14 protein-coding genes are annotated in these 19,369 nt (G+C 49.3%); 8 read left to right on the top strand and 6 right to left on the bottom strand.

The genetic code is table 11. From position 1 onward, the window contains the following. Window positions 1-179: 179 nt before the first annotated feature. Window positions 180-983, top strand: a complete 804-nt coding sequence (locus P2W70_RS12945) for a zinc-dependent peptidase (protein ID WP_276481893.1) — start codon at window positions 180-182, stop codon at window positions 981-983. 129 nt (window positions 984-1,112) lie between these two features. Here P2W70_RS12945 and P2W70_RS12940 read toward each other — a convergent pair whose 3' ends face one another. Both P2W70_RS12940 and P2W70_RS12935 read right to left on the bottom strand, forming a co-directional pair. Beyond that, window positions 1,113-2,168, bottom strand: a complete 1,056-nt coding sequence (locus tag P2W70_RS12940; protein ID WP_276481892.1) for an NAD(P)/FAD-dependent oxidoreductase — start codon at window positions 2,166-2,168, stop codon at window positions 1,113-1,115. A gap of 75 nt (window positions 2,169-2,243) precedes the next feature. Next, on the bottom strand, window positions 2,244-8,312 hold the full coding sequence (locus tag P2W70_RS12935; protein WP_276481891.1) for an alpha-2-macroglobulin family protein: 6,069 nt from the start codon (window positions 8,310-8,312) through the stop codon (window positions 2,244-2,246). 282 nt (window positions 8,313-8,594) lie between these two features. On the opposite strand from P2W70_RS12935, the gene P2W70_RS12930 reads away from it, so the two are divergent. Next, window positions 8,595-9,434 carry a proline and serine-rich protein 1 family protein gene (locus P2W70_RS12930; RefSeq protein ID WP_276481890.1) on the top strand — a complete coding sequence of 280 codons (840 nt, stop codon included), beginning with the start codon at window positions 8,595-8,597 and terminating at the stop codon, window positions 9,432-9,434. 135 nt (window positions 9,435-9,569) lie between these two features. Here the strand turns inward: P2W70_RS12930 and sucD are convergent, their stop codons facing one another. Further along, on the bottom strand, window positions 9,570-10,445 hold the full coding sequence (gene sucD / locus P2W70_RS12925; RefSeq protein WP_276481889.1) for a succinate--CoA ligase subunit alpha: 876 nt from the start codon (window positions 10,443-10,445) through the stop codon (window positions 9,570-9,572). 202 nt (window positions 10,446-10,647) lie between these two features. Between sucD and P2W70_RS12920 the strand changes: the two genes are divergently transcribed. Both P2W70_RS12920 and P2W70_RS12915 read left to right on the top strand, forming a co-directional pair. After that, window positions 10,648-10,965 carry a winged helix-turn-helix transcriptional regulator gene (locus P2W70_RS12920; RefSeq protein WP_276481888.1) on the top strand — a complete coding sequence of 106 codons (318 nt, stop codon included), beginning with the start codon at window positions 10,648-10,650 and terminating at the stop codon, window positions 10,963-10,965. 78 nt (window positions 10,966-11,043) lie between these two features. Further along, the gene (locus tag P2W70_RS12915) at window positions 11,044-11,520 is read left to right on the top strand and encodes a GNAT family N-acetyltransferase (RefSeq protein WP_276481887.1); all 477 of its coding nucleotides are present in this window, start codon (window positions 11,044-11,046) and stop codon (window positions 11,518-11,520) included. Between the two features lie 66 nt (window positions 11,521-11,586). Here P2W70_RS12915 and P2W70_RS12910 read toward each other — a convergent pair whose 3' ends face one another. The 3 genes from P2W70_RS12910 to P2W70_RS12900 form a co-directional block, all read right to left on the bottom strand. Then, window positions 11,587-12,396 carry an ABC transporter ATP-binding protein gene (locus tag P2W70_RS12910; RefSeq protein WP_276481886.1) on the bottom strand — a complete coding sequence of 270 codons (810 nt, stop codon included), beginning with the start codon at window positions 12,394-12,396 and terminating at the stop codon, window positions 11,587-11,589. A gap of 49 nt (window positions 12,397-12,445) precedes the next feature. Next, window positions 12,446-13,189: an MlaE family ABC transporter permease gene (locus P2W70_RS12905; RefSeq protein WP_276481885.1), complete on the bottom strand. Its 744-nt coding sequence runs from the start codon at window positions 13,187-13,189 to the stop codon at window positions 12,446-12,448. 79 nt (window positions 13,190-13,268) lie between these two features. Continuing rightward, window positions 13,269-15,608 (bottom strand): NADP-dependent malic enzyme, encoded by a 2,340-nt coding sequence (locus tag P2W70_RS12900; protein WP_276481884.1) that lies wholly within the window; start codon window positions 15,606-15,608, stop codon window positions 13,269-13,271. Window positions 15,609-16,520: 912 nt separating this feature from the next. Here P2W70_RS12900 and P2W70_RS12895 point away from each other — a divergent pair. Genes P2W70_RS12895 through P2W70_RS12880 form a run of 4 tightly spaced genes read left to right on the top strand, consistent with a single transcriptional unit; the run spans window position 16,521 to window position 19,368 of the window. Further along, a complete protein-coding gene (locus P2W70_RS12895) occupies window positions 16,521-17,354 on the top strand; it encodes an ABC transporter ATP-binding protein (RefSeq protein ID WP_276481883.1) in 834 nt (277 codons plus the stop codon). A 9-nt stretch (window positions 17,355-17,363) separates the two neighbouring features. Then, on the top strand, window positions 17,364-18,224 hold the full coding sequence (locus P2W70_RS12890) for a hypothetical protein (protein ID WP_276481882.1): 861 nt from the start codon (window positions 17,364-17,366) through the stop codon (window positions 18,222-18,224). Window positions 18,225-18,243: 19 nt separating this feature from the next. Next, window positions 18,244-18,615: a GntR family transcriptional regulator gene (locus P2W70_RS12885; RefSeq protein ID WP_276481881.1), complete on the top strand. Its 372-nt coding sequence runs from the start codon at window positions 18,244-18,246 to the stop codon at window positions 18,613-18,615. Between the two features lie 18 nt (window positions 18,616-18,633). Next, window positions 18,634-19,368 carry a hypothetical protein gene (locus P2W70_RS12880; RefSeq protein ID WP_276481880.1) on the top strand — a complete coding sequence of 245 codons (735 nt, stop codon included), beginning with the start codon at window positions 18,634-18,636 and terminating at the stop codon, window positions 19,366-19,368. The last annotated feature ends 1 nt before the right edge of the window (window position 19,369 follow it).

Raw genomic sequence — 19,369 nt, 5'->3', positions numbered from 1 at the left:
GCTTTCATTTACCAACTATTGTTTCTATTTTGTACCCGGGTTATAGATACCCCATTAAGAATTGACCCCTCTGTTCCTGAAACTTCCATACTCCCGAAAGACCGTTTTTTCTAATCCAAGCTTTGTGAAACCACATCCGTTACCACGTACCTATTCACAAAAAGAAAAAATGGACCCTTATGGAAATTTTGATCATTTTCCTGGTGGTTACTAGCATCCTCATTCTCCATAATCCGGTGAGTGAATGGATCAACCGCCTCTACGTTAAACGTCAGTATAAATCATTTCTCGCCCAGGAAACTTTTTACCACTCGATCGTCTCCAAAAACATTCGTTACTATAACAGACTCAACCTCGAAGAACAACGTAAATTTTTATTCCGCACCTATCTGTTCCATAAAGCCAAGAAGTTTCATTATATAGAAGTTACACCTACTGCTGAGATGCCCATTCTCGTTAGTGCTGCCTCGGTTCAACTGACATTCGGATTGGATAAGTATTTGCTGAACTATTTCAGGGACATCTATGTGATCAAGGATGACTATCACTATGGATTTTACTCACGGCCATTTATGGGGCATGTGGATCTGAGTGGTATTTATCTTTCCTGGGATAATTTCCTGAAGGGCATCAAGGGCGAACAACCCAACTGTAATGTAGGTTTGCACGAAATGGGACATGCGTTGGCGTGGGTTAACTTTATAACCCAAACAGAAGAGGATAAACACTTCAAAGGCGAGTTCAAAAACTTTTCCAAAGTAGCGCGCCCGATCTTCGAGTCTATGCAGAAAGGGGCCAAGAACATACTCGGCGATTATGCCGCCAGCAACTACCACGAGTTTTGGGCAGTAAGCGTTGAAGTGTTCTTTGAAAACCCAATCCGTCTGCGTCACGAATTGCCCGAACTCTACAAAGCGATGAGCACCCTGCTGCGTCAGGACCCTTCCGTGATCCTCACGGCGGCTAACAAGATCGCGGCGTAACTGGCCAATTATTACTGAACGATATATATAAACCGGTTCAGGTAGCTGTCGCCCGACAGACACCTGAACCGGTTGTCTTTTATTCACTTCTTGCACGATTAGGGTTTTCTCCATTCAAAGCTGCAACGGCTATCTCGACAATACCCGCTGAAACCGTTTGACATCCGCTTCAGGAGCAATGGCCTCACCAGACCTGATATGCTCCACCAGTTGGCGGGCAAACCAAGGCGCTAGTGAACATCCTTTGGTCCCCATACCATTGAAGATGCCAATAGCAGGATGCAACGGATGAAACCCTACAAAAGGCCGACGCTCGAGGGTGGCAGGTCGTACCGCCGCTTTGTGATCGAGTATCCTGAATGGCAACTTGACGGTTTGTAACAGCCAGTTGTGGGCAAACTGCCGGAAGCCTGGTGTAGGCAGGTCATTCTCAAATTCCCAGAGATAGGTGGAACCCAGCCAGAATACATTGTCCTTCCAAGGTACAAGGTTGAATCCCTTTTTGAAGATATGTGTAGGCGGGAGACCTCCTATCTCGGCCCATACCGCTTCGCCTTTATTGGGGGCAAAAGGCAGGGTCTTAAAATAAGGATTGTTGGCGGTGGCAATTCCATCGCTGAAGATGATGCGTGATGCTGTGACATCCTTGTAATTGACACCTGTACCAGTAACCTGCAGTTGCTCCACCTCGAACCGTTCTTCCAGCAGTAGCTGCCGGTTCTGCAGCCGCGCCCTCCAGGCGGGTATAATCTCCTGCAGCCTGACCAGGTAACAGGGATCTATCTCACCGTAACCAAAATCATAATTGAACAACGAGTGCCAGTTATTTTCATCAGCAGGTAGCGAGAGGTATTGCGGATCTTCCTGGTACTTCTTTTCGAAGGCCAGCTTCATTTGAGGCGTGGCATAGAAATCGACAATGCTGGTAGTGTCAATAGCATTGACGCCCAGTGCAGCGCCAAGTGTTTCATACGCCTGTTTGGCAAAGGGCATCACTTCATCGATGAGCCAGGTCTTCACAATCCGGCGGCCCGTCACCGGGTTGATGATGCCTGCTGCTACTTTAGAGGCGGTATTGTCCTGCGGCACATCGATCACCAGGTAGGAGATACCAGCCTGCTCCAGGTACCAGCTTAAGAAGGTGCCACAGATGCCCTGTCCAACGATGAGAATATCCTTATGCATGGCGCAAAAATAAGCCGGCCACTCCAAAGAGTGGTCGGCTTAATGATGTGACCTATAAAATTAAGGCCGATTATGTTATTGGGCTTCTACCGTCACTTTTACACCTTCCGAATGGCTGGTGAATTCAGGGGCGTACATACACTGGATGGTGGTAACTCCATTGCTGTAAGTGCCTGTATGCGTCACGAAGAGTGCGTACTCAAAAACAAAGGTGCCTTTGGGCAGGTTGCCAAAGAAGAAATTGGTGCTGGCATCTTTGGTGCTTTCGTAGTAACCAAGACCATCCTGCCATTTGTAGCTGCTCAATACATTCACCGGCTCCAGACAGGCGGCACGCATATCCTTCATGTGTACATACTCCATGGCCCGGTCGGACCGCAGTTCGATACGCACCTTCACCTTGTCACCTACCTTCAATGCATCTCCTTCATTCAGGGGCTGCAGCACGGGGCCGCGATCGGTAAGGCGCTCCACGAACAGTTTCTTGCTCAGCTTCAGTGGAGTTTCGGTAGCCTGTGTGATCTTGTCCAGGTTTTCGAAGTACTGCCAGTATACGGCTCCCCAGGATACAGATTCAGCTGCTGAAGGTGTAGAGGAAGTTACGGCTACTTTGATATTACCCATGTCAGGCTTCACATCTTTGCCGTCAATGACCTTTTTGAAGTAACCCGTACCGGCTTCCTGTGTTTGGGAACTGCTATTGATCACGTAATTGCCCAGGCTGATCTGTACCTGTGGTTCGTTGCTGAGCCAGTCGGTTCCCTGCAACAACAAGGCATAGCAAGCTTCGGCGGTAGCCTTGGTGGTTCTCCAGTTCTGCGTTTGCTTTTGTTTCAGCAACCAGGTCTTCATGTCGGCTACTGCTTTATGATCTTTCGTTACCTCGGTAAATGCTTCTATCAGCAGTGACTGGGTTTCGATGGGATGTTGATACCAATAGTAACCGGCTGATGCATTCTTCCAATACATACCCATTTCTTCGTTCACCACGGCATGTTGCTTCAGCGAGGCGATAATGGCCTGTGCTTTGGCTACATCCCCTGTGCGGTGCAGGGCCAGGGCGATCATTCCCTGCATATAGGTACTTTGTTTCAGCCAGTGTTGTTGTGCTTGTTTCCTGAAATAAGTGTGTGCCTTCAGGGAAGTGCCGGGAATACCATATTCCGGGAAGAAGCTACGCATGTACAGGTACTGAATCTGAATACTGCTGAGCGCCTCTTTAGGCTCTACATTCTTATTGTTTTTCAGCAATTGATCATACTCTTCTTTGATGGCCTTATCCAGGTAGGGGATGGCGGCCTTGACGATGGCATTGATGCGTGCATTGTTCTTTTGGGCATTCAGCTTCTTCAGGTGGCCAATGCTGGTGAGCATGTATTGCGTGATGTAGCGATCATCACGTCCACCCTGGAACCACGCAAATCCACCATTGTTCGTTTGCAGGTCTTGCAATTTACTGAGCGCGGCATCCTGTTCGCGGCTCATGCGGATCAGGTCAAACAGCAGCCCGATCTGTTTCTTTTGCTGGGCTTCGGTTTTGGCTTCCATGACCCAGGGCGTTTCCTGCAGCAGTACCGATTTTAATTCCTCGTTCTTTTGCAGGTTGCTCAGCAACGCGGCAGTGTCTGCCGTTTTCCAACGCTCGAAGATAGCCTTCAGGCGAGGAGAAGCGTTGGCGATCGTTGTAGCCAGGGTATTGGCGTAATACCGGTTGAAAACCTGCTCGGCGCACTCGTAAGGATACTCCATCAGGTAGGGGAGTGCCTGTACGGCGTACCAGGCAGGATTGCTGGTAAACTCAACGGTCACGGCATGCTGGCTGAGGGTTTCGCTTTCTCCGCTTTTCAGCAGTTTGTCGAAGGTGAAATTCTTCGTGCCGTTGCCACGTACGGGCAGGGGCAGGCTTTCTGTCACCAGCATCCGGTTGCTGACAACCGGCAGGGTGTTTTCTTCTCCGTCACTCAGACTGCTCGCCGTGCCTGCTGCTTTGGTAGCAGCGATGAGGCGGTAAGTAACCGGCTTGTTGTATTGGAAAGGTATTTCCAGCGAGAAGTTGACGGGAATGCTTTGGCCAGCCCCCACCGTAAAGAACTGGTTGGGGAATACATTCCGGAACCATCCATCAACGGATTGATTGGTAGTGGGGTCGATCAATTGCAACTCTACCTGGCCGGTTAGTTCCTTATCGCTCAGGTTCACGATCTTACCGCTGAAGTCCATGCGATCACCTTCCCGCAGGAAGCGTGGAGCATTGGGCTGCACCATCAGGTCTTTTTGGGTAATGATCTTTTTCTCTGCATAACCGAATGCCAGCTCTTTGGTATGCGCCAGGCTCATCCATTTCCATTCGGTGAGCGCCTCGGGCATGGTGAAGGAAAAGGTGATATTGCCGTCTGCGTCCGTTTGCAGGTCGGGGAAGAAGAAAGCGGTTTCATTGAAATTCTTACGTGCCTGGATGGGGGTGGACTCCTGTAGCGGGCCGGCATCTTCGGCCTTGTCATATTCATCCCGCATAATGCCTTTAGATCCATCAGGATCAGCCTTCAGGTCTGGAACAGCAATCATCCTTGGTTTAGACAGGGATGCAGAGACGGGTGCGGCCGCCATATTGGATTCGAAAACCATATTCGTTGCCCTGCCCGCAGCTTGTTTAGCCGCTCTGGCGCGGAATACTGTGCCATTATTGCCCATCATCACTACCTCTTCCCTGACCGTATTGCTACCCACCAGTGCATCATAGGTCTTTTCAAAGGAGTTAGCATCCTCTTTTTCGAAAACCCGGTCGGAGCTACCCATGTACTGAAAATTGTCCATATCATCCCAACGGGTGATACCGGAAATAGCCTGCCAGATATAAGGTCTGTTCCAGCTATGGGGATTGAATTGATCGAGCGAGGCATCATACATCGCCGTGAGCATCTCTGCTGCCACCTGGTCGCCTTTTATTCCGCTGATCTTTACCTTCCATTGCTCGGCACTGCCGGGTAGTGTCTTATCGCGATAGGTAGCGAAGTCGATCTTCAGCTCCTTGTTGGTAAAAGGAACATCGAAATTGAACGCATGGCTATAGAAGCGATTGTGTTTTACGAAAGCGATCTGTGCCGAAAAGCCACCCAGGTCATTTTCCGTTACCGGAATATTGTATACAGGGCTTTCACGGTTTATGTCCAGGTAGCTGCGTTCAGGCTTTACACCACGCCTTTCCACTTGTTTGATCACAAATAGTTTGTCGAGGTTGCTGACAACCTGGTAGGAGGCTGTTTGGCCAGGCGCATAATCGTCGCCATTGGGTCGTATGCTACCAAAGGCGACTGGGTTATGCTCTCCCGGTTTATTGAATAACTGCAGATAGTGCAGTGCTTTTACCGGATTGCCGTATTTATCCTTGGTGGTGGCTTCTATCAGGTACCAGCCTGCGGCTATCTTTCCTTTGTATGGGAAGCGGCCGTCTACCTGGGTGCTGTCTGTCATCTCCATCACTTTTTCCTGTCTTTCCCAACTGGCAGGTTGATCTTCATTGGCATACAGGTCATACGGGAATAGCTGCCGGTATTCCTCCTGCGACAGTACATACTGGTCGGGCTGCTCCCAATAGCGGGAACGGAAAACACGATCAGGTGCTTTTAATTTGTACAGACTCACTGCCACCTTCGACTTTTCAAAGAGGTTGTTGAGGTTGGTCGATTTGATCAATACATTTTTAAGGCTATCGATCGGTAGCTCGTTCAATCCTTCAATAGACAGCAACAATGCCTGATAGGCCACCGCCACCGTAGTACTACCGCTGCGGGTTTCTCCATTGATATCGGTGACGTCCGCATTGACGTTATAGGTAAAGGTTGGCTGGCTTTTTTTGTCAACGCTCAGGTCGGGCAATGCTTTGAACACTACTTCAAAACTACCATCTGCTTTGGTGGTAGTGGTGCCGTGTGCAATTTCCGCTTCGTTACGACCCTGTGGCGGCCAGATCTTTCTGCCCCAACCATACCAGTAAGGCATCTGCACATTGCGCACAACCCGGTATTTGACCGTTGCGCCGTCGATGTTGTTCCCGGCATATGCTTTGGCAAATCCTTTTACAGTAATGCTGTCGTTGAGGCGATAGGTACCGATGGGTTTGTTGACCTCTGTGGCAAAACGGGGTCTTTTGTATTCTTCCACCCGGAAGCTTTGATTGGTGCCGGTCACCTTATCACGAAGGGTGAATTGGCCATTCAGGTTGTTGGAGGGCAGTGTAAACCGGCCGGAGTAGGAGCCATAGGCATTGGTCGTTACTGTAAGGGAGTCCACTTCCTGGCCATTCGCATCGACCAGGTATACCTGTGTAGCGAAATTGGCAGCCACTGCATTTTGGTTGGTACCGCGGTGGTTGATCATGATGCCCTTGAAGTGAACGATCTGTCCCGGACGGTAGATAGACCTGTCTGTAAAGAAATACGTCGCCGAGCGATTCTCTTCTTCTGTCGAGGTCGTACGGTAGAGATATTTATTCCCTTCGAGTGCCAGGCGGTCTTCTTTGGTACTGATATCAAGGCGGTAATTGAGGTATTGGTTGCTGCGTTTGGCAGCGAACGTAAACAACCCTTGTGCATCACTGTACAGCACTTCGCCTTTGCGATCTACATACTCTCTTTTGGAATTGTCGTATTCGTTGTACCAGACCTGTACGGTAGCGCGGGGAACAGGGGCACCGGTTTCGCGGTTCAGTACATAGTAGTCGGTACCCTGGTTGATGTAGGCGAGATTGGAAACATGAATGGTTTGTAACGCCAGTGCATTCTCTTTCAGCGTAAAGTCTTTGTTGGCACTTACCAACAGGGCATAGGCACCTACAGGTAGGGCCTCTGCCTTGATCTCCACACCGTGCTCCTGGTAATCTTTGGTATCCGGCAGCGACTGGGTGAAGGTCTTCTGGGCTTTCAGGCTGGTCACTTTTTTCCAGTAATCTTCGTCCCAGCTCCGGTTATCTAATTTGATGGCTGGCGAGCCATCCAGGCGGATCACACGTACATACACCTGCGTGATGTTGCGGTAGTTGACCAGCATCCGGAACGGCTGGCCGGGAATATTGACCCGTTCGGTCTTCAGGCCCAATTGCTGTCTTTTAATGCGATTGAGCAGTTCGGTACAATTGGTTTTTCCTTCGCTCGAATCTTTTTGCACGATGATCTTTTCACAGATCTCTATAGCCTTGAGGTAAGCAAAGCGGTGCGTGGTATCTCCCAGCGCCTCATAGGTACCTGCGTCCAGGGCATAGGAATTGGCAAGCAGGTAAGACGCCTGTGCGGCAATGGGTAACTTACCATAGCGTTCTATGATGCGTTGCAAAGCCTGGCGATACAAGGTTGTTTTGTTGTCGATGACGGCATAACTATGAACAAATGATAAACGGGCAATATCGGCATCAATCCAAGCTTCGGGTTTAGCATCCTGCGCGTGGAAGTGGAGCAATCGTTGGTACAATTGAAGGGCCTTGGCATGCAGCGAGGTGGTGTCATCGGCCCTGAATCGATGGGTGGCAAAGTTGCCTGCATCGGCATAAGCCGCCGGGTCGGTGATCTCGAAGGCATCGGCGGGCTTGTCGATATTTCGTTCGTCGGTACTAAAGTAGGCCAGGGCCTCATGCGCCAGCAGGTCAAACAGGGTTGGGCGCAGGTAGCGCACATTACCTTTTACAATAATCGGATCGAATGGCTCCAGCTTCGTTTGCTGTAACTTCTTTTCATCTTTTAGTGATGCCAGGTACAGGGCGCTGATACGCTGATGGAAATCAGGAACCGACCAGGTGGCGATATCCGCTTTACTGAAGTTGACGGTGGCAGACCGGTTATAGATCCGGTAGCGGTATCGTTGAAATAAATTCCAGTACGCACTCGCAGCAATGTTCTGCAATATGGCCTTCGCCGGTTCGGTGGCGGTGGCGATCTCTGCTTCCAGTGCTGCAATGCTTTTGAGTTCGGCCCCTTCTTCATTGGTTTCGCTGAGTGCTCGCCGGTACAATAAGGCCTTGATCAACTGGCCATCATTCTTTTCCTGCTTTGCCTGGGCATAGATCTTATTGACTTCGGTCAATGCCGATTGCGGCAATCCCTTTTTATTGATCAGGCTGTCAATCTTTTTCCAGGCTTTGTCGTAGGTATTCATTTTTTGCTGCGCAGTTGCGTTGAAAACAAATAATATAGCTAATAGTAAGCAATAGACCCTTTTAAGAGGCATACCATCAATTTTTATACAAGTTATAGAATCTGCAATATTTTGCACGGTTGGCCGTTTTTAAATGCGTATTACTGCTTTGATGCAGATTTTAATCCAAATTCACATACTCCTAAAAACCCTATGCCCTAAATAGCATTCTTTTAACACATCCCGTGTAAACGTTCAGTGCCATCCGGCTTCTATATACTAAACAACCAACTGGAGGTCTTTATGAAAAAGATATTTACCCTTGCCTTACTGGTGATCACCTACGCTGTATATGCTCATCCCAACGATGGAAAAATGAGTGTGACCAACCTCAGTCAACAGCGGATCATTGTAGAACTGGATGGAAAGCGGTTTGAAGAACGTACAGACAACTACAACAATTTATTGCTGATCCCGGAACTGTCTTCCGGTTTCCATACCATCAAAGTATACCTGCAGGATGATAGTAAAGGGGCTACCAAAATGGGCCTGCGCAAACAGGTGCTGGTGTTTCAGAAAAGCCTCAACGTACGTCCTCAATTCCATATCGATATCGTGGTGAACCGTTTTGGGAAAGTATGGTACGACGAATTGTCGATGAAAGACCCCAAATACGTCGATACTGATGCCGACGACTGGAACAACAGCCGAGACAATGGTTACTACCCTGGCGGCAACCAGCAGCCTGGTGGCAATCAACCCGGCGGTGGCTACCAACAGCCAGGTCGTGGTAATAACCCCAGCAATCCTCCTGGCAACGGATATCCCGGCGGCGGCTATAACAACGGTTATCGCCCCATGAATGACCAGTCATTTGCAGCTCTGAAGGAAACCCTCACCAGGGAGCGGTTCGATAATTCGCGGGTAACCATCGCCAAGCAGGTCATCGACCAGAACCTGTTTACGGTAGACCAGGTAAAGCAACTGGTGCAGATGTACTCGTTCGATAATTACAAGCTCGACCTGGCCAAATATGCCTATAAGAATACCCTGAATAAGCAAGACTATTTTATGCTGTACGACGTTTTTCAGTTCAGTAACAGTAAAGAAGAATTAGCGGCCTTTATCAGGAACTATAAATAAAGATTTTCTGCGTGTTTTTAAGTGATGGATTCATCGAAGGCCCCGGCTTCAGCCCCGGGGCTTTTGATATTTTAAGGGGCAATAAAAAAGGGCCGCTGTTGCCAGCCGCCCTTGTAATATGTTGCGCGTATATCCTTACTTCTTCAGCAAATTAGCCATGGTGACACCGATATCAGCCGGGCTGGATACTACAGTGATACCACACTCTTTCATGATCGCCATTTTTGCTTCAGCAGTGTCTTCAGCGCCACCGATGATCGCACCGGCATGGCCCATACGACGGCCGGGAGGAGCAGTTTGACCAGCAATAAAACCAACTACGGGTTTCTTTACGGGTTGTGCTGCGTACCAGCGGGCAGCTTCTGCTTCCATACCACCACCGATCTCACCGATCATAACGATCGCTTCTGTTTCGGCGTCGTTCATGAACAGTTCCAGCGCCTCTTTGGTAGTAGTGCCGATAATGGGGTCACCACCGATACCTACCGCAGTAGATACGCCGAGACCAGCTTTAGCAACCTGGTCAGAAGCTTCATAAGTGAGGGTACCCGATTTGGATACGATACCGATCTTACCTTTCTTGAATACAAAGCCTGGCATGATACCTACCTTGCACTCTTCTGCAGTGATCACACCGGGACAGTTGGGGCCGATCAGCCTGGTCTTGGTGCCTTGCAGGTACAGTTTGGCTTTCACCATATCCTGTACAGGAATACCTTCAGTAATACAAACTACGAGGCCAATACCTGCTTCTGCCGCTTCCATGATAGCGTCTGCTGCAAATGCCGGGGGTACAAAAATGATCGATACATTAGCGCCGGTTGTCTTTACGGCTTCTGCTACCGTGTTGAAAACAGGACGGTCCAGGTGCGTAGTGCCACCTTTATTGGGCGTCACACCGCCAACCACATTTGTACCATATTCGATCATCTGAGTAGCATGGAAAGTGCCTTCCGTACCGGTAAAGCCTTGCACCAGTATCTTTGACTGTTTGTTGACTAATATGCTCATAGCTGTGATTTATGTATTCAGGAGGGGCAAAAGTAAGGCATAAACAGCATATCTGCTATGGTAAAATGCGATCTCTAACAGAGTCCTAATAAGGGCCCCGAAACCAACGGCAGACCTGCGTTAACCTGGTGAATCAGAAGCATATAAGTTCAATATGGGTAAAATAAAAATATATCTCTTTATATTAATTTAATACTGCATCATGGCTGTCATCTATAGCCCCATCGATACCTTTTTGCAGGTCATCAAAGGCAAGTACAAAGCTAAGATCCTCATCTACCTTGCTGCCCGCCAAAGGAGGTACAGTGAGATCAAAAGAAAATTTCCCCTGATGAGTGAGCGCATCCTCATCAAACAGCTGAAGGAGCTGGAGCAACAAGGCATCATTACCCGCAGCGTTACTGGTACCAAGCCGCCGCTCAAGGTGCAATACCAGCTCACGGCCTATGGATCTACCGTATGCCCCATCCTCAAGCAAATGTGGTTCTGGGGCGAGCAACATGAGCAGCAGGCGCGTTAGATCCGAAATAGTACCATCACCAATTGTTCGCTATTGATTGGCGGTTGCCAGTCCAGTAACTTTGACAAAAATGTAGCTATGAATAGTGTTGAAGCCAAACCCGTGCAGATAGTTGTTTATACCGCCGAATACCGGAATGCCTTTCGCAGCCTGAACCAGGCCTGGATCAATCGCTACTTCCGCCTGGAAGCAGCCGACAACAAAGCCCTCGACGATCCCGAAGGTTATATCCTCGACAAAGGTGGATTCATTTTTATAGCCCTGTACAACGACCAGCCTGTGGGTGCCTGTGCCCTTATCATGATTAGTGATGAGGAATATGAGCTGGCCAAGATGGCGGTAGACGATAGCGTACAAGGGAAAGGCATTGGCTACCTGCTGGGACAAGCCTGTCTGGATAAAGCCCGTGCGCTTGGTGCGACTAAAGTCATGTTGCTGTCGAATACGGTATTGAAGCCCGCCATTCACCTGTATGGCAAACTGGGTTTTGTGGAAGTACCCTTGCCTGCTACCGAATACGAGCGGGCCGATATCAAGATGGAAATCGTGCTGTGATATGCCGAAAAAAATGCCTGTAACCGATATGGGTACAGGCATTTGTGTTTTATTGTAAGCTAATAGCTACTTGATCATTTCATCCATGTTCCGGTCATTGTCGATCTTGCCCGTTTCCTCCAGCATACGCATGTCTTTGGCGTCTTTCAGGAACTCTGAGGCAAATATGAACTCATTCAACTTTTCATTTTTACTGAAGATGATCTCCTTGTTGGTTCCTTCCCATTCCTTGAGGCCCTGGTGCATGTAGATGATGTGATCGCCGATCTCCATCACACTGTTCATATCGTGGGTGTTGACGATCGTGGTAATATTGTACTCGATCGTGATCTCTTTGATCAGTTTATCGATCACCAGCGAAGTTTGCGGATCGAGCCCCGAGTTGGGCTCATCGCAGAAAAGGTATTTGGGGTTGAGTACGATGGCCCGCGCAATACCTACCCGCTTTTTCATGCCGCCACTTAGCTCAGCCGGGAATTTCTTGTTGACATCTTTGAGCTTTACCCGATCCAATACCTCATTCACCCGCTTCATTTTGGTAGCCTGACTGTCTTTGGTAAACATATCCAGGGGAAACAGTATGTTCTGTTCAACGGTCTGGCTGTCGAACAAAGCGGAACCCTGAAACAGCATACCTATCTCCTTGCGGATGCCTTTACGCTGCTCATCGTCCATCTCGGTGTAGTTCACCTTACTGTACATGATCTGTCCCTCATCGGGCTGAAACAGGCCGACCAGGCATTTCATAAATACCGTTTTGCCGCTGCCACTGGCACCGATGATCAAGTTGCACTTCCCGGCTTCCATGGTGACATTGACGCCTTTCAGTACCTCCTTATCGCCAAAATTCTTCTTAAGGTCTTTTACTTCGATCATATGATAAAGAAGAAACTGCCGGTTGCCCGGCAGTTCGACTGTTTTATCTTTAAGTACTTAACAATAATTGGGACAGAATATAGTCTGCAAACAATATCGCGATACAGCTCACCACCACCGATTTCGTACTCGCCCGTCCGATCTCTAAGGCACCACCATTCACATGGTAACCATAAAAAGCAGAGATACTGCTGATGATGAAGGCGAAGGTATATGCCTTGATGAGGGCAAAGAACACGTTATACGGTACAAAGGAACTCAGCAACCCGGTATCAAATTCCTGCGGCGACAGGATACCGGAAACAGTACCCGCCAGGCGGCCACCCCAGATGCCCAGGGCACCAGCCAGAATGATCAACATAGGGATCGTCAACAGCGCTGCCAGGATCTTAGGCATTACCAGGTAAGCCTTGGTATTGATGCCCATGATCTCGAGGGCGTCGATCTGCTCACTCACCCGCATATTACCCAGCTCACTCGCAATCTTACTGCCGATCACACCCGCCAGTACAATACAGACGAGGGTGGGGGCAAATTCCAGGATGATGGTATCGCGAACGATCTGTGCAATGGTGCTTTTTGGAATGATCGGGCTTACCAGCTGGTAGGCTGTTTGCAAGGTCGACACCGCTCCGATGAAGAACGAGATCAACACCACAATGCCCAGCGACCCGATACCGATCTCACCGCATTGGTGCATGAATTCCTTCCAATACATCTTGCCGTTCTCCGGTTTGGAAAACATGCCTTTGATCATTAACAGGTAGCGGCCAAATTCGGTAAATAGTGTCATAGATTCTTACCACAATAATAAGTCAACTAACCGAGTATTGACCAATCCTGGCCGTTAAAACTGCCTGATCATCCTCGTATTATGCGTTTTTTGCGTCCTTTTTGTTCCTTTTCCACCAGTGCGTCTTCTGTTGCGCCTCGGCATTGGCATGGCATTTCAACTGGGCGTCGATCACGGTGATCAGCGTCATATTGTAAATGCTGCGAACCGAACTACCCAGCTGCAGGATATGCACCGGCTTCTTAAGACCCAGCAGGATTGGCCCGATCGCATCGGCGCCACCTACTTCCTTCAATAAATTGTATGCCACGTTACCGGCGGCCAGGTTGGGGAAGATGAGGGTATTCACTTCCTGGTCTACCAACTCGCTGAAAGGATAGCTTTCCTTCATCAGATCCTGGTTGAAGGCTACGCTGGCTTGCATTTCACCATCAACGATCAGTGTAGGATCTTTTTGCTTCACGATCTCCCGGGCCTGCGACACCAGTTTGGCTTCGGGGGAAGCGCTGCTGCCGAAGTTGGAGTAGCTCAGCATGGCAATCCGGGGCACCAGGTTGAAATTGCGCACTTCCTGGGCAGCCATCAGGGTGATATCAGCCAGTTCTTCCGCCGTAGGGTTGAAGTTGACGGTAGTATCGGCCATGAAGATGGGGCCACGTTTGGTGAGCAATAGGTACATACCGGCGATCTTCTTGACACCGGGCTCTGTACCGATGACCTGTAAGGCGGGGCGGATGGTTTCGGGATAGTTACGGGTAAGACCGGAGATCATACCGTGGGCATCACCGGTTTCCACCATCATAGAACCAAAGTAGTTGCGGTCTTTCATCATCTTGATCGCTTCGTACTTGTTCACACCACGACGTTTTCTCTTTTCAAAGAAAAGCTCGCCATAGATCTTCCGACGCTCTTCGTAATCGTCGCTTCGGGGATCGATGATGGGCATATCGTCCAGGTCGATCTTGTTTTCGTTGGCGATAGCACGTATTTTTTTCTCATCGCCCAACAGGATAGGGTGGGCGATACCTTCTTCGTAGGCGATCTGTGCGGCTTTGAGGATCTTTTGGTTATCGGCTTCGGCAAATACCACACGCTTGGGATCGCGGCGGGCCTTGTTGCCGAGGATACGCATCACCTGGTTGTCCTGGCCAAGGCGTCGTTCCAGCTCGATCACGTAGTCGTCCCAGTTGTCGATCGTCTTTTGGGCCACACCGCTTTCGATAGCGGCTTTGGCGACCGCAGGTGCCACGGTAGACAGCAGGCGGGGATCTACGGGTTTGGGAATGATGTATTCAGGTCCGAAGGACATATTGTCCTGGTTATAGGCGAGGTTCACGATATCGGGCACCGGTGTGCGGGCCATTTCGGCCAGTGCTTTCACGGCTGCCAGTTTCATCGCTTCATTGATCTGCGTGGCACGTACGTCGAGAGCGCCGCGGAAGATGAAGGGGAATCCCAATACGTTGTTGACCTGGTTGGGATAATCACTGCGGCCGGTAGCCATGATGATGTCTTTACGAACTGAAGTAGCCAGTTCATAGGTGATCTCCGGATCGGGATTGGCCATCGCAAATACGATGGGGTTCTTTGCCATCGCCTTCACCATGTCACCGGTCAGTACATTACCCTTGCTGAGACCGATGAATACGTCGGCATCTACCAGGGCTTCGGTGAGGGTCAGGTTCTTACCGGTCGACAGGAATTCTTTCTTCATGTCGTCCAGGTCGGTACGGCTTTCATGGATGAGCCCCTTGCTGTCGAACATGCGGATGTTCTCCTTCTTCGCCCCCAGGGCTATATACAATTTGGTACAGGCCATGGCGGAGGCGCCGGCACCGTTTACCACAAACTTTGCTTTTTCAATCTTCTTCTTCTGCAGTTCTACCGCATTGAGGAGGGCTGCAGCGCTTATGATGGCGGTACCGTGCTGGTCATCATGCATCACGGGGATCTTCATCTGTTCTTTCAGCTTCTGCTCGATATAAAAGCACTCGGGGGCTTTGATGTCTTCGAGGTTGATACCGCCGAAAGTAGGCTCCAGGGCTTTTACGATCTGTACGAATTTCTCAGGATCTTTCTCGTTGATCTCGATATCAAATACATCGATGTCGGCGAATATTTTGAACAGTACGCCTTTGCCTTCCATCACGGGTTTGCCCGCTTCCGGGCCTATGTCTCCCAATCCCAATACGGCGGTACCGTTGCTGATCACGCCTACCAGGTTGCCCTTGGCGGTATATTTATAGACTGATTCGGGATTGGCTTCAATTTCGCGGCAGGGTTCGGCTACGCCGGGGGAATACGCCAGGGAAAGGTCTCTTTGGGTTTTGGTCTCTTTGGTCGGGATCACTTCGATTTTGCCGGGGCGACCTTTAGCATGATACTCGAGGGCCTGTTCTCTGATAAATTCTTTTTTCATACAATTTTTTTAGTCGGGGGCTGGGAAGGAGTGGTTTCTGGATATTTGATTAATGGGCCTTCCCGCCATGAAAAACAGGCGTGCAATTTACGGTAATTATGCTATCCGGGTGCTAATCTGCCAGTTAGGTAAATACACGGCTAATTTTGGTTTGAATTATTGGAAATAGGGCGGGGTGCGGGACGGGCACGTCGCGCCCTATCGCTTTTGGTGTAAGTGATTGATTTAGAAAAGTTGTGCTATTTTCATTACACTTCCATGGGAGCGCCATGGGAGCGGTACGGAAGCGGGTAGGGAGCGGTACCCTTCCGGTTACTCCGAACTACCTGTTTTTATCCTTCACTGCTGGCTCCAGACATATTAACCCCTTCCATTTTTAGCGAAAATGGCCTTGTTTTGAAAGTTGAGCTATTTATACGGGATCGATACGGGAACGGTACGGGATGGGTACGGGAGCGCCTGAGGTACGGTACCTGCACAACCAGGTAAAAGCGGGGCAAATGTACGGTCGCGGGCAGGCCTTTTCCAACTATTCAGTAAAATGTCATGACTTGGCTGATGGAGCGAACGATTACTCCAAAAGTCCCGGCAGGTGTCGAGCAACACTCATCCCGACAGCATACCAGCTCTATTTACTGCCCTGAGACGGTGGTTAAACCAGGGGTACAGCGCCCTTATAGAGGTGCTGTATCTACGCTGTATCCTCTATAACTGCCTACATTATCAATACATTAGGAGAGAGCCCGGCACGCGGGTCACGTGAATATTGCTAAGGTATTGTAAATCAATAAAAAACTCTGCAAACACTCTTTTTTACCGACCGCTCATCCCAGTTTTTGAAGAAAGATTTGGAATGTTAAGGAGTATTAGTATGTTTGTGTACTATTTAAGTAGTACACTAAAACACCGAGCATGGTCAATATTCAACAATTGCACTTTGGCTACCGCAAAAAGAAAGTCTTTACCGGGCTTAGCCTGCAGCTACAACCCGGCCATATTTACGGCCTGCTGGGTAAGAACGGCACCGGCAAATCGACCCTATTACGCAATATCGCCGGCCTCCTGTTTCCCGATCAGGGCAGCATCGACGTGATGGGCTTCACGCCCGGCAAACGCCAACCAGCCTTCCTGCAGGAAGTATTTATGGTACCCGAAGAGTTTTACCTGCCCAATATTCCGTTGCAGGCGATGGTGTCGAACCTGTCGCCCTTTTACCCCCGCTTCAACCAACAGCAGTTTGATACCTATATCCGTGAATTCGAGATACCGGTAGAGAACAAGCTGGAGAGCATGAGTTATGGCCAGAAGAAAAAAGTGCTGATCAGTTTCGGACTGGCCTGCAATACTTCTGTCTTGCTGATGGACGAGCCTACCAACGGTTTGGACATTATGAGCAAAAGCCAGTTCCGCAAAGTCATGGCCGGTGCCATCGATGAAAACAAATGTGTGATCATCAGCACCCACCAGGTAAAAGACCTCGAAAACCTGATCGATCGCATCACGATCATCGACGAGGGAGACATCCTTTTTGATCAAACGATCGACGCGATCTCCCGCAAACTGTCTTTCCGCATCTCTTTCGACCAGGAAGAAGTGAAACGGGCGCTGTACAGCGAAAGCTCCCTGCGTGGCAATGCCATCATTACATCCAATACCGATGGCGAAGAAAGCAAGATCGATCTGGAGCTGCTGTACAAAGCCATTGTAACGAACCGTCAACCCATTCACTCAGCCTTCAACTCTTAATAGAATAACATGAATCAGGTTTTTGATACAAGTCGGTTTGGCCTGCTGGTGCGGAAGCACTGGGGCGACAACCGCGGTAAATATTTGTTGTCATTGGGGGCCATCGCATCGCTACTGTTATTGTGGTATGGCTTTCTGAATATTATCGAAACGCGCAGCGCCATGCAGGAAGATGGCCAGATCGTGACCTACTATGTAGGGTTGTTTATTACCGGATCGCTCTATGCCAGCTTGCTGTTCAGCGATCTTGCCAATAAACCCAAAGCCATTAACTTTTTGGCCGTACCAGCTGCACAATTGGAGAAAGTACTGGTGATGATCCTGTATAGCGTCTTTATATTCTTCGTATGTTATACCGTTATTTTCTATCTGGTCGATTTTCTGATGGTGAAATTGAACAATGCCATCCGGTTAGCTAGCTGGGAAGATCAATTTCACGAAGCACAGGAAGTTTTTACGCCCCGGGAAGTAGCCAATGTATTCTACAGGGGAGTTAGTGACGGCACCGGCCCACACTTCGATCCGCTGGCCATGGCCTTCACATTGTTTTTTGGTGTACAGGGAGCTTATGCGCTGGGGTCCATTTACTTTCCAGCCTACAGTTTCATTAAAACGACCATTGCCCTGCTGTTGCTGGCCTTGTTATACGTCCTGGTCATTGCAAAAGTATTGTATCCCATCCTGCCACAAGGCTACTTCGACGATGGGCTTACGAGTTTTTACCCGTATGGTATCAACGATCCCAACTCGGAGAAACTGGTAGAGGTGCCCGGTTGGGTTGGCCAGGTAGTATTTGGTTTCTTCCGCTATGTGCTTGCGCCGGCATTCTGGGTAATCACTTATTTCAGGTTAAAGGAAAAAGAGGTTTAACCAACGTAAACAACTTATTATGCAATTCAGAGAATCGCAAGCAATATACTTACAGATCGCAGACTATGTGTGCGAGAAGATACTCCTGAAGGAGTGGAAACCGGAGGAAAGGGTGCCTTCTGTGCGTGAGCTCGCTGTACAGCTGGAGGTCAATCCTAATACCGTGATGCGGACCTTCGAGTTTCTCCAGCAACAGGAGATCATCTATAACCAGCGGGGTATCGGATACTTTGTATCACCCAATGCGCTGCAACAGGCTGTTCAATACAGGAAGGCAGAGTTTACCGAAAAAGATCTTCCCAACCTGTTCCGTAATATGTACCTGCTGGGTATGATACCGGAAGACCTGAAACCCTGGTACGAAAAATACAAACAACAACATTTCGCTTAACAAGCATAACTCAGTAACATGAGAACGAGTAATAAATTATTGTCTGGATTGATCCTTACCGGCCTGCTGCTGATTGCCGGATTGTTCATCTTCGTGAGGGTGCAAGTGGCCCGTGGGGCTACCGTGACCCGTGCGGTGGCTGGACAGGACCGTTATTGGGCCAATGTACACAAGATCGATGGCCCCGTGCGGTCTGTATCCATTATTGGACTGAAAAACATCACGCTGGTACCTGCTGATTCCGCCAGGCTGGAGATCGATAAAAATTTCCCCAAGGGCATTTTCTGGAAATTGGACAACGGCAGGCTGACCTTGACGATCGATACCAGCAGCAAAAATAGTTACAGCAGTAATGTACATGTTGAGCTGTTTCTGCCTGCTACCGATAGTATCATTGCTGACTACAGCAACATCGACGTGAAAAATACCGGTGATAGTACAACGGCGGCTGCTTTCCACTTCATGCTGTCGGGGTCTACCGTGGCGATCCAATCTGATGACCGTGACCCCGCCCACAAACCCGTAACCTATTATCAATCGCTGCAGTTCGACGCCCGGAATGGATCTGAAGTAAAGCTGCACAGCGACGTTACTGTCGGCAAATTCTCCGTCAAACTGCGGGGCTCGACCCTGGAAGTTACTGAAGACCATATCCGGTTTAATGAAAAGCCGACTATACAAACTGATAGTATCTCCCAATTACACCTAACCGGATCAACGTTACGTCAAGCCCTTATCACTTCAACAGAATAAC

The organism is Paraflavitalea pollutisoli (assembly GCF_029360705.1).
In the GTDB taxonomy this organism is placed as follows: domain Bacteria; phylum Bacteroidota; class Bacteroidia; order Chitinophagales; family Chitinophagaceae; genus Paraflavitalea; species Paraflavitalea pollutisoli.
The sequence above is the reverse complement of the archived record's forward strand: the minus strand, read 5'-3'. Positions and strand labels throughout refer to the sequence as shown.